Source organism: Candidiatus Paracoxiella cheracis, from assembly GCF_049348705.1.
Taxonomy (GTDB): domain Bacteria; phylum Pseudomonadota; class Gammaproteobacteria; order Coxiellales; family Coxiellaceae; genus Paracoxiella; species Paracoxiella cheracis.
Genome location: NZ_CP186485.1, coordinates 1 through 12,513 on the forward strand (window position 1 = coordinate 1; position 12,513 = coordinate 12,513).

General features: G+C 40.9%; 10 protein-coding genes. 8 read left to right on the forward strand and 2 right to left on the reverse strand.

The window, feature by feature from the left end; all coding sequences use genetic code 11:
- The 7 genes from dnaA (at nucleotide 1) to ACJMKR_RS00035 (ending at nucleotide 9,769) form a co-directional block, all read left to right on the forward strand.
- A complete protein-coding gene (gene dnaA / locus ACJMKR_RS00005; protein ID WP_423063228.1) occupies nucleotides 1-1,383 on the forward strand; it encodes a chromosomal replication initiator protein DnaA in 1,383 nt (460 codons plus the stop codon).
- 80 nt (nucleotides 1,384-1,463) lie between these two features.
- Entirely contained in the window at nucleotides 1,464-2,579 is a 1,116-nt protein-coding gene (dnaN, locus tag ACJMKR_RS00010) for a DNA polymerase III subunit beta (RefSeq protein ID WP_423063229.1), read from the forward strand.
- A 1-nt stretch (nucleotide 2,580) separates the two neighbouring features.
- Nucleotides 2,581-3,657: a DNA replication/repair protein RecF gene (gene recF, locus ACJMKR_RS00015; RefSeq protein WP_423063230.1), complete on the forward strand. Its 1,077-nt coding sequence runs from the start codon at nucleotides 2,581-2,583 to the stop codon at nucleotides 3,655-3,657.
- A gap of 209 nt (nucleotides 3,658-3,866) precedes the next feature.
- On the forward strand, nucleotides 3,867-6,302 hold the full coding sequence (gene gyrB, locus ACJMKR_RS00020) for a DNA topoisomerase (ATP-hydrolyzing) subunit B (protein ID WP_423063231.1): 2,436 nt from the start codon (nucleotides 3,867-3,869) through the stop codon (nucleotides 6,300-6,302).
- Between the two features lie 311 nt (nucleotides 6,303-6,613).
- Complete coding sequence (locus ACJMKR_RS00025; RefSeq protein ID WP_423063232.1) at nucleotides 6,614-7,270, forward strand: transposase; 657 nt, start codon at nucleotides 6,614-6,616, stop codon at nucleotides 7,268-7,270.
- A gap of 72 nt (nucleotides 7,271-7,342) precedes the next feature.
- Complete coding sequence (locus tag ACJMKR_RS00030) at nucleotides 7,343-8,401, forward strand: hypothetical protein (RefSeq protein WP_423063233.1); 1,059 nt, start codon at nucleotides 7,343-7,345, stop codon at nucleotides 8,399-8,401.
- 135 nt (nucleotides 8,402-8,536) lie between these two features.
- Complete coding sequence (locus tag ACJMKR_RS00035; RefSeq protein WP_423062605.1) at nucleotides 8,537-9,769, forward strand: IS256 family transposase; 1,233 nt, start codon at nucleotides 8,537-8,539, stop codon at nucleotides 9,767-9,769.
- A 25-nt stretch (nucleotides 9,770-9,794) separates the two neighbouring features.
- Here the strand turns inward: ACJMKR_RS00035 and ACJMKR_RS00040 are convergent, their stop codons facing one another.
- The gene (locus tag ACJMKR_RS00040; protein ID WP_423063234.1) at nucleotides 9,795-10,358 is read right to left on the reverse strand and encodes a DUF535 family protein; all 564 of its coding nucleotides are present in this window, start codon (nucleotides 10,356-10,358) and stop codon (nucleotides 9,795-9,797) included.
- A gap of 3 nt (nucleotides 10,359-10,361) precedes the next feature.
- On the opposite strand from ACJMKR_RS00040, the gene ACJMKR_RS00045 reads away from it, so the two are divergent.
- Nucleotides 10,362-11,900: a transposase gene (locus ACJMKR_RS00045; RefSeq protein ID WP_423062300.1), complete on the forward strand. Its 1,539-nt coding sequence runs from the start codon at nucleotides 10,362-10,364 to the stop codon at nucleotides 11,898-11,900.
- 53 nt (nucleotides 11,901-11,953) lie between these two features.
- On the opposite strand, the gene ACJMKR_RS00050 is transcribed toward ACJMKR_RS00045, so the two are convergent.
- The gene (locus tag ACJMKR_RS00050; RefSeq protein WP_423063235.1) at nucleotides 11,954-12,295 is read right to left on the reverse strand and encodes a DUF535 family protein; all 342 of its coding nucleotides are present in this window, start codon (nucleotides 12,293-12,295) and stop codon (nucleotides 11,954-11,956) included.
- Nucleotides 12,296-12,513 lie beyond the last annotated feature (218 nt).

Below are 12,513 nucleotides of genomic sequence, written 5' to 3' on the forward strand. Positions count from 1 at the left end.
GTGTCATTGTCAACAAACTTATGGGAGAAGTGTCTCAATTATTTAAGAGACGAAATCCCGCCACAACAATATAATACGTGGATTCGACCATTACATGTTGTAGAACAACATAATGGTTTATTATTGCTCGCGCCCAATCGATTTGTGCTCGATTGGATCAACGAGCGGTTTTTAACCCGTATCAATGAATTACTGGCAGAATTGTCCGAAGACGCCCCACCTCGAATTAAATTACAAATTGGCAGTAAAACAACTAACGAAGATAATAACACTCCCAACGTCTCTAAACCAAATAGTCCAGCCGTTCACACACAAACATTTAGTAACACGAATGGTAAGTTACAGTTTGGTACGATGAACCCGCATGGTAATTTGAATTCTCATTTTACGTTTGAGAACTTTGTAGAAGGTAAATCAAATCAATTAGCACGTGCAGCCGCCACACAAGTCGCGAAAAATCCAGGGCAAGCTTATAACCCGCTCTTTATATATGGTGGTGTAGGCCTCGGTAAAACACATTTAATGCACGGCATCGGAAATTTTATTTTACAGAACAACCCCAATAGAAAAGTTTTATATCTACACTCCGAACGATTTGTTGCGGATATGATTAAAGCTTTACAACGAAATGCTATGAATGAATTTAAACGTTATTATCGTTCGGTAAACGCACTCTTAATTGACGACATTCAATTTTTTGCAGGTAAAGATCGTTCTCAAGAAGAATTTTTTCACACATTTAATGCATTATTGGATGGGCAGCAACAAATAATTCTCACGTGCGATCGCTATCCCAAAGAAATTGACGGCCTTGAAGAGCGTTTGCAATCACGTTTCGGGTGGGGCCTGACAGTCGCAATTGAACCCCCCGAACTCGAAACTCGCGTTGCAATTTTAATGACAAAAGCAGAACAGTTAAAAATCGCTCTTCCCCACGAAGTTGCATTTTTCATTGCAAAAAATATTCAATCGAACGTCCGAGAATTAGAGGGTGCACTAAAAAGAGTCATTGCCAATGCGCACTTCACCGGCCAATCCATTACAGTCGATTTCACCCGCGATGCGCTAAAGGATTTATTGACGTTACAAGCTAAACTCGTAACAATTGAGAACATACAGAGAACGGTCGCGGAGTATTATAAAATTAAAGTAGCTGATTTGTTATCAAAACGTCGCAGCCGCTCTATTGCCAGGCCACGACAAATTGCAATGACTCTCTCAAAAGAGCTGACTAATCATAGTCTTCCTGAAATTGGTGATGCTTTTGGCGGTCGAGATCACACCACCGTGTTGCATGCCTGCCGAAAAATAAAAGAATTACTAGCAAGTTCTTTAGATATACAAGAAGATTATAAAAATTTGTTACGAATTTTGTCCGCTTAAAATATAATAAGTGGGGCAGTTTACAATAAGCTAAATAGTTATTACTCGTGTTAACTTCGTCTGACAAAGGGAAGAGGACCATGAAACTGAACATTCAACGCGAAGCGTTACTGAAACCCTTACAACTAGTAATCGGCGTTGTCGAACGCAAACAAACTCTACCGATTTTATCGAATGTTCTTTTAAAAACTCTTGATAATCAACTATCTATCACTGGGACGGACCTCGAAGTTGAGCTAATTGGTCAAACTGCTTTAGAACATTCTGTTTCTGAGCTTAACCAATTAACAGTTCCAGGGCGAAAGCTTATGGATATTTGTCGCGCATTACCAGATAATGCCCCTATCGAATTGTATCGTGACAAAGAAAAAGTGGTACTTCGTTCTGGTCGTAGCCGATTTACGCTTTCAACACTGCCCGCAGAAGATTTTCCGAATGTTGAGCCACAAGATAGCCATCTTGAATTTACCATTCCTCAACAGCAGTTTCGTACCTTATTACAACGCACATACTTTTCAATGGCACAGCAAGATGTTCGTTACTATCTAAATGGTCTATTACTCGAAGTTTATTCGGGAAAATTGCGAGCTGTAGCGACAGATGGACATCGTTTGGCTACTACAGTTACTTCCGTAAGAACCAATACAGACCATCGCTTACAAATCATCATTCCTCGAAAAGGCATCATCGAGTTATTGCGTTTATTAGAAGATACCGACAAACCAGCCACTATTGTTATCGGCAATAATCACATTCAGGTTTCCAGTGACGAATTCACCTTCACCTCAAAGCTTGTAGAAGGCCGCTTTCCTGACTATGAGCGCGTTATCCCTAAAAGCGGCAATAAAGTAATTCATCTTGATCGGGATCTGCTCAAAAATGCACTTAATCGGACTGCTATTTTGTGTAATGAAAAGTTTAAAGGTGTACGATTAGAACTTCGTACTGGGCTAATGCGTTTACTAGCCAACAATCCAGAACAAGAAGCCGCCGAAGAAGAAATTAATATCGATTATAATAGCGAAGACCTAGACATCGGCTTTAACATTAGCTATCTGCTCGATATCTTAAATACCATTAACACTCCTGTCGTCAAACTTACATTTACCGATGCTAACAATAGCGTGTTAATCGAAGATAACGACCAAGATGGCGATAGCGGTAGTGCATTCGTCGTAATGCCCATGCGTTTATAAGATGATTTCCAGCTTAATTGTTCGCCATTTTCGAAATATTAAAGCTGCTGACATCGATACTACCTCCCGCGTAAATATTTTTTACGGCCAAAATGGCGCTGGCAAAACCAGCTTGTTAGAAGCGATTCATTATTTAGGCCTGGGCCGCTCATTTCGAACCAATCATTCAGCTCATATTATTAATAACGACACTGATTCTTTTTCAGTCTTCGCTCATTTAGACAAGAATAACCAAAAAATTCCTATGGGGCTCGAGCGGCTACGAACTGGCGACCGTACTATTAAGATTAACGGTGAATGCGTTACTACTATCTCAGACCTTGCTAAACACCTCCCCTTGCAATTACTGAGTACGATCAGTTATCGCTTCTTTTTCAATGGACCCAAAATACGGCGACAATTTCTAGACTGGATGTTGTTCCACGTGGAGCAATCTTTTTTTTCGCGCTGGCAGCTATTTCAGCGAATTCTAAAGCAACGCAATGCAGGAATTAAAGCGCGTTTACCGCTAGAGCAAATAATTCTGTGGGATAATGAATTTATCACCACCGCCAACGAGATAGATCGCCTACGCCAAGATATCTTAGCTAGATTCGCACCTATCTTTCTAAACCTCTTACAACAATTACTCCCTAACTATAATATTCGATTATCGTATCATCGTGGCTGGAAACAAGAAAAAAGCTTAGAAGCCGTGCTTCAACAAGGATTGCAACGTGATCTTCAAATCGGATTTACCCAAAGTGGGCCCCAACGCGCCGATTTACGCCTACTAATCAATGGAACTCCTGCTCAAGATGTCTTATCTCAAGGCCAACAGAAGCTAACATTGTATGCATGTCATCTAGCCCAAGGGTTGTTACTAAAAGAGAAAACACAAAACGACCCTATTTTTTTGATTGATGACATCACCTCTGAGCTAGACCACGAAAAACGAGACTGTATTGCCCAACTCCTACAAGAAATTGACTCTCAAATCTTTATTACAGTAGTTCATAGGGACGATTTAGGTCAAATTGCACAACTGAAAGAAGCTAAAATGTTCCACGTGGAGCATGGTGAGATTACTCCAAAATGAGCGCCCGCATACCGAAATAAACAACTTAAAATCAAATAGTTGTATGGCAACTTATATCAAGAAATCCTTCGTCCTAAAGGGGTGTTTATGGTATAATATTCTGTTTTTTCGATCCAATTGAAAGCTCATGATTTGTACTCGACCGAGTTCTGACACAGAGCGACAGAACTCCGAGGGCTGGTCAGCATTTACCCATTTATGGAGAAAGAATGAGAAAAGTTAAATCACCCCCGAAGCAAAAATACGACTCATCCGCGATTAAAGTCCTCAAAGGGCTCGATGCTGTTAGAAAACGCCCTGGCATGTATATCGGCGACACCGATGACGGCTCTGGCTTACATCACATGGTCTTTGAAGTTGTGGATAACTCTGTGGATGAAGCGTTAGCAGGTTATTGCAGCCACATCTGGGTGATCATCCACACGGATGGCTCCGTCACCGTCACGGATAACGGACGCGGCATTCCAACCGACATCCACCCTGAAGAAAAACGCTCGGCGGCAGAGGTCATCATGACCGTGCTTCATGCCGGTGGTAAATTCGACAAAAATTCTTATAAGGTTTCCGGTGGTCTCCACGGTGTGGGTGTGTCCGTGGTAAATGCTTTATCCGAAGAACTCGAACTAACCATTCGTCAAAATGGAAAAATTTACACGCAACAATATAAAATGGGTGTCCCACAAGAGAAATTAAAAGAAACGGGAAATTCCGAAAAAACCGGTACGGAAATTCGTTTTAAACCAAGCTCTGAAATATTTAGCGACACTGAATTTCACTACGATATATTAGCCAAACGATTGCGTGAATTATCATTCCTAAACTCTGGCGTGCGAATTGAATTAATCGATGAACGCACAGGAAAACACGATGTTTTTGAATACGAAGGTGGTATTAAAGCTTTTGTCGAACATCTCAATCGAAAAAAAACAATCATTAATCCTGAGGTTTTTTATTTTACGAAAGAAAAAAATGACATAGTTGTGGAACTAGCCCTCCAATGGAACGATAGCTTTCAAGAAACAATCTTTTGCTTCACCAATAATATCCCACAAAATGATGGTGGAACCCACTTAGCAGGATTTCGTACGGCATTAACGCGTACACTCAATAATTATATTGAGAAAGAAGGTCTCGCTAAAAAAAGTAAAGTCACCACGACCGGTGACGATGCTCGCGAAGGATTAACGGCTGTGCTTTCAGTGAAAGTGCCCGATCCCAAGTTCTCATCGCAAACAAAAGACAAATTAGTTTCATCCGAAGTTAAACCTGTCGTAGAGTCTGCAGTTTCTAAAAAATTGAATGAGTATTTATTAGAAAACCCAAAACAAGCGCGCACCATTGTGATGAAAATTATCGATGCAGCGCGCGCACGGGAAGCCGCACGAAAAGCTCGCGACATGACGAGACGTAAAAACGTCCTAGATTTAGGGGGATTACCTGGCAAACTCGCTGACTGCCAAGAAAAAGATCCAGCGTTATGTGAATTATTTTTAGTTGAGGGTGATTCTGCAGGTGGTTCTGCAAAACAAGCGCGTGACCGCAAATATCAAGCAATATTGCCACTCAAAGGAAAAATCCTTAATGTTGAAAAAGCACGCTTCGACAAAATGCTATCCTCGCAAGAAGTCGGTACGTTAATTACAGCGATGGGTACAGGAATCGGTCCAGAAGAATATAATCCCGATAAGCTCCGTTACCATCGCATTATTATTATGACCGACGCCGACGTCGACGGGTCACACATTCGAACATTATTACTCACATTTTTTTATCGACAAATGCCAGAATTAATCGATCGCGGTCACGTTTACATTGCACAGCCACCCTTGTATAAAGTTAAAAAAGGCAAGCAAGAACAATACGTGAAAGATGATGAATCACTCGATGCATTATTATTACAGTTAGCGCTCGATGGGGCCAAATTACATCCTAATGCGAAAGCTCCTGCTATTCGCAGTTCTGCCTTAGAAGATATTGCGAAACATTATCGAACTGCAACGCGTAGCATTAATCGTTTAGCAAAACGCTATCCTCTCGAAATCTTAGAGCAATTATTAACAACAAGTGTTTTAAATGCAAAAGACTTAAGCGATGAGAAGAAAGTGAATGAATGGACAGCACACTTTGAAAAACAATTAAATGCTCGCCACCATAAAAATGGCATTAAATATGAAATTAAAATCAGCCATAATGAGGAGCGAGAGTTATTTTTACCTGTGGTCACCATCACAAATCACGGCGTGGGACGCGACCATACTTTTAATCAAGACTTCTTTGCTTGTGCAGACTACCGACACATCATCGATCTGCATGACAAAATTGCCGATCTAATTGAAGAAGGCGCTTACATTGAGCGTGGCGACAAACACAGCAAGGTGGACAATTTTGGCGATGCGCTCGATTGGTTATTGACCGAAGCAAAGAAAGGTTTGAACATCCAGCGGTATAAAGGGTTGGGTGAAATGAACCCGGAGCAGTTGTGGGAAACTACCATGGATCCACAAGTCCGCCGTCTTTTGGCGGTGAATGTAGAAGATGCCGTAACGGCTGATGAAATTTTCACCACATTAATGGGTGATCATGTAGAACCGCGCCGTCATTTTATCGAACAGAATGCATTGGCTGTGGAAAATCTCGACGTATAGTTTAAAAGGATACACATTCGAAGCTACAAAAATGGCACCGCAAATAGCATTGCAATGCTGTATATACAAATAGTGTATACAATCTACTTGCCAAAAACCGAGTCTGGGTTTTACTCGACTTTCCAAGGAATCTCGGTTATGGGTCGCGTTTATAACGATGTAGCAATAATATCGCATGCTTCAGTGGGTCTATAAATTTGGACTTTGGATAAATTTATAAAAATAATTAAAAATTGCTTGACATAGAAACCGAAAAAAAATTTTACGTTGTAAACAACGTTTGTTCGAAAAAATAAAATAAGGAACAAACGATGTTAGCGACAGAAAAACTAAAACAATTCCGTACATTCCTCTACAACATCTTCCCCGCGCGACGCGATGCCAATATGAATTTACTCGATGCCCTTTCAAGCCATGGCCATCGCTGCAAAACACCCATAGAATTATGTGAATCGCCATACTTTGAACGTGAATACAGTAGTATTACCGATGCGATTAGCGATGGTTTGTCGGTAGCAAATTGTTGGGATAGCATGATGAAAATACAATATGAACATGTGAGTCATAGCGATGACCGTGTGATCATTATTGCGGATACGACACCACAGTCGCGTCAAAGTGCACACTGTGTTGAAGATCGCCATGTGGTTTACAGCCCTAATCCAGCACCGGGTAACAAACCGATTACCATTGGACATGAATATTCAACGGTATCACTATTGCCCAATGATGGTGCAGCTCAAGAAAAGCATTGGTTAGTTCCACTGGATACGAGGCGCGTTAAAAGCGATGAAAAAGGCAATGTAGTTGGGATGCAGCAAATTAACCGTTGTATTGCAGACTTAGCGCTTACTCATAAATTGGTGGTTAGCGTGGCTGATTCAAAATATGGTCAAGCGTGTCGCGATGCTCGTGATAGATTATTGCCATCCCTGTCAATAATCGACTCGCAATACGCGACAACTTAAATAGCCGCGGACGTCCTCGTCGCCCGCGCTCCGCGACCTCACGGCTCGACTACGCACGGGCTCTCAAATGACTTGACGGCTCGTAAAGATTTTTTGCAGTCGCTTACGCTCGGCAAAAAATCCGAGCCTACCGCGGAATACGCGCCTTCGCTTCGCTCTCCATGGCGCGCATCGACAGAAGCTTGCCGTAAACTGGTTAGCGAAAATCCCAATTGGGTACATCTTTTCCGTTTTAACAGTACCCGTAATGTTTTCGCGCCCGCATCAATAGAAGATAATACCTCAGGAAGTATAAAACGCTATGGTGATGCGATGAAACTAAACGACAGCACGACTCACCGTGAATCCGATGAGATTGTGCAGCAACCCATTACAACCCGCAGTGGCAAAACTTACCAATTGGAGATTAAAATATGGCGTGACCAATTACTGCGTGGTTCAAAGCAATTTAAAGGATATGAGCATCCTGTTACTGTTGTGCAATTGGTTGCGGTTGATGCTAACGGTAAATCTTTATATAAAAATCCACTCTGGTTAGGACTCGCTGGTGAACGACGTAATGAAATCACAGCATTAGAAGCCTATCACTATTACGATAGACGCTATGACATTGAACACTACTTTCGTTTTGGTAAAGACAAACTGTTATTTGACCGATACCAAACACCGGATGTTAAGCACGAAGAAGATTGGTGGCGGATGACAGCATTAGCGTATACGCAACTTTATCTAGCGAGGAATCTTGCCCCGATTTTACCGAAAAAATGGGAGCGGTATTTGCCGAGCTTCCAAGTGGATAACGAAAAACCATCAATAACTGCGACCCCTTCACAAACGCAACGGGGTTTTTCTACGGTGCTTGATACCGTTGGCACGCCTGCTAATCTCTGCAAACCACGCGGTAATCCGCAAGGCAGAACCAAAGGTGATACGCAGGGGAAACGCACGCGACATCCTGCTATTTTCAAAAATAGCAACTCAAAAATTAAAACGATTCAGAGGACTGAAGAAAAGACGCAAAACTCAGACCCTGAAAAAATAGAGGATTTGATTGGGATAGTAAAATCATGGTTGGATAAAATAAATTTTACACCTGAGCAATTCTACGAATTGCTGCAAAAAACAGCTTAAGATTTAGAAACTCACATTTTTTGATTATTGTCCTAACTGGCAAGGGATTTTATTTATCCAAAGTCCAATATAAATAAGATTGTGTAAATGCGATAGTCAGGGAAAGGTCGTTAAAATTATACGGAGTCTTTGACTATGGCAATGAAAACCAATAAATTAGATCCACAGGTTGTGGAATATTTTCTCAAACATACCAAGACCGCATCTGATATTTTCGGTGATACTGGTTTGTTAAAGGAGTTAAAAAAGGCACTGACGGAGCGTATTCTGGAAGGGGAGCTGACGGACGCGCTGGGTTATGCAAAACACGAAGTGTCTGGCAACAATAGTGGTAATTCCCGCAATGGGCACAGCCAAAAAACGATCAAAACAACAGATGGCGAGATGACCATTGAGGTTCCTCGTGATCGTAACAATGAGTTTGTACCGCAATTGATTCCAAAACATCAAACCCGCTTTGATGATTTGGATGACAAAATTATGAGTCTTTATGCACGGGGTATGACTACCCGTGATATTCAAGATCAGTTGAAAGATTTGTATGGCACAACTATTTGTTCGAGTCTCATTTCTACAGTAACCAACGAAGTGATTGAAGAAGTGAAGGCTTGGCAAAGTCGTCCGTTGGACAAGGTGTATCCGATTGTGTATTTGGACGCTTTAGTGATTAAAGTGCAGCAAGATAAAAAGGTTATCAATAAGGCATTGTATTTGGCTTTAGGAATTAATATCGATGGGCAAAAAGAATTGCTAGGTATTTGGATTAGCCAAAATGAGGGCGCTAAATTCTGGTTGAATGTATTAACGGAGTTAAAAAATCGAGGCCTAGAAGATATCCTGATTTGTTGCGTTGACGGGCTAACGGGCTTTCCTGATGCGATTGGCGCTGTGTATCCTAACACTCAAGTACAGCTTTGCATTGTACACATGGTGCGGAATTCATTGCGCTATGTGGGTTGGAAAAAGAAAAAAGAAGTGGCCGCTGACTTAAAAGCTATTTATTCGGCCAGTACGGTTGAAGAAGCAGAATTGGCGCTGACGAGTTTCTCTGAGAAATGGGATGCTGAATTTCCCTCGATTGCCAAAAGTTGGTTGACTCATTGGGAGCGCATTGTGCCATTTTTTGCTTATCCGGCAGAAATTCGGAGGGTGATTTATACCACTAACGCTATTGAATCACTGAACATGAGTATCCGAAAAGTTATTAAAAATAAACGAGTTTTTCCGTCGGACGATGCCGCTTTAAAACAACTCTATTTAGGGTTAAAAAATATAGCCAAAAAATGGACCATGCCGATTCGAGACTGGGGTGCCGCCATGAATCGTTTTGCCCTTATGTTTGAAGATCGCCTGGCGGATTTTGTATAAAACTTAAAATTCATAAGAGAGGAAATTAATTTGAACGCAATGTAGTTTTTGATAAAATTAAAAAATCAGTTAACACAATGGCTGATTCATAATTCTGACTGACGCGATTTACACAAACTAATAAACAGTCCCGCTTCAGTTCTTCTAAGAGCTGATAACGTCGGCGATACATAGCACGCTTTTTGCTTTTGACAATCTCTAAAGGCTTGTATGTATTATCTAAGGGTAAACAAACAAATTTTTCGTTAAACTCACTAGCGCTATACTCCGACCACAATGCATCGTAACTACACTTAATTCGTTGAGGCCGCTTTTTACGAGCTTGGTAAACGTGTGATTTATTAGTAACTGCCAGTAACAGCTCACATTCAATGGCAATAGCAAACAACCGAACTAATTCCAATATCAAAGCTTTAGGCCTTAAACCAAAACATTGATGAGTAAGCCTTTTTATAATTTCTTTGCCCGATTCGGTATATTGGACTTTGGATAAATTTATAAAAATAATTAAAAATTGCTTGACATAGAAACCGAAAAAAAATTTTACGTTGTAAACAACGTTTGTTCGAAAAAATAAAATAAGGAACAAACGATGTTAGCGACAGAAAAACTAAAACAATTCCGTACATTCCTCTACAACATCTTCCCCGCGCGACGCGATGCCAATATGAATTTACTCGATGCCCTTTCAAGCCATGGCCATCGCTGCAAAACACCCATAGAATTATGTGAATCGCCATACTTTGAACGTGAATACAGTAGTATTACCGATGCGATTAGCGATGGTTTGTCGGTAGCAAATTGTTGGGATAGCATGATGAAAATACAATATGAACATGTGAGTCATAGCGATGACCGTGTGATCATTATTGCGGATACGACACCACAGTCGCGTCAAAGTGCACACTGTGTTGAAGATCGCCATGTGGTTTACAGCCCTAATCCAGCACCGGGTAACAAACCGATTACCATTGGACATGAATATTCAACGGTATCACTATTGCCCAATGATGGTGCAGCTCAAGAAAAGCATTGGTTAGTTCCACTGGATACGAGGCGCGTTAAAAGCGATGAAAAAGGCAATGTAGTTGGGATGCAGCAAATTAACCGTTGTATTGCAGACTTAGCGCTTACTCATAAATTGGTGGTTAGCGTGGCTGATTCAAAATATGGTACAGAAGCTTGCCGTAAACTGGTTAGCGAAAATCCCAATTGGGTACATCTTTTCCGTTTTAACAGTACCCGTAATGTTTTCGCGCCCGCATCAATAGAAGATAATACCTCAGGAAGTATAAAACGCTATGGTGATGCGATGAAACTAAACGACAGCACGACTCACCGTGAATCCGATGAGATTGTGCAGCAACCCATTACAACCCGCAGTGGCAAAACTTACCAATTGGAGATTAAAATATGGCGTGACCAATTACTGCGTGGTTCAAAGCAATTTAAAGGATATGAGCATCCTGTTACTGTTGTGCAATTGGTTGCGGTTGATGCTAACGGTAAATCTTTATATAAAAATCCACTCTGGTTAGGACTCGCTGGTGAACGACGTAATGAAATCACAGCATTAGAAGCCTATCACTATTACGATAGACGCTATGACATTGAACACTACTTTCGTTTTGGTAAAGACAAACTGTTATTTGACCGATACCAAACACCGGATGTTAAGCACGAAGAAGATTGGTGGCGGATGACAGCATTAGCGTATACGCAACTTTATCTAGCGAGGAATCTTGCCCCGATTTTACCGAAAAAATGGGAGCGGTATTTGCCGAGCTTCCAAGTGGATAACGAAAAACCATCAATAACTGCGACCCCTTCACAAACGCAACGGGGTTTTTCTACGGTGCTTGATACCGTTGGCACGCCTGCTAATCTCTGCAAACCACGCGGTAATCCGCAAGGCAGAACCAAAGGTGATACGCAGGGGAAACGCACGCGACATCCTGCTATTTTCAAAAATAGCAACTCAAAAATTAAAACGATTCAGAGGACTGAAGAAAAGACGCAAAACTCAGACCCTGAAAAAATAGAGGATTTGATTGGGATAGTAAAATCATGGTTGGATAAAATAAATTTTACACCTGAGAAATTCTACGAATTGCTGCAAAAAACAGCTTAAGATTTAGAAACTCACATTTTTTGATTATTGTCCTAACTGGCAAGGGATTTTATTTATCCAAAGTCCAATGTATAGATCACGTCAATAAGCTCGTCAGAAAATATTTTTTTGAGAAAACTAAAATGATCAACAATGGCTGTGGCACGTTCTCGGATACTGAATGCGCTACATATATGAGGTCGAAAGGCTTTTTCAAGCAGCCTTGGGTGTCTAAGCATTGCTTTTTCAAAGACCGGATCCAAAAGTCTCTGATAAATTTTATTAAAATAAGGACAGCGACTAATCACACGCCATAGAAATTGGAATCGGCGAACAATGGCATCATATCCAACACCTGGATAAATTAATTTTGCTAATCGCATGAATGAGTATCTTTCAGAAGTTTTTTGAGTCATAGATCAATCAAGGGATCGGCCATATCCATCGATCAATCATCGGCTTAGTCAAAACGGCAACATTCGATAGTGCGCAAAAATGGCAATACCGATCTACGAATAAATACGTAGTTTACTATTGTAGAAAAAATTATCAAGCTATGCTCGGTAATTAAGAAAGAAAAAAACTATGGAAGGACTTTATAAAATTCAATTAGTTACACTATGGCAACGATATA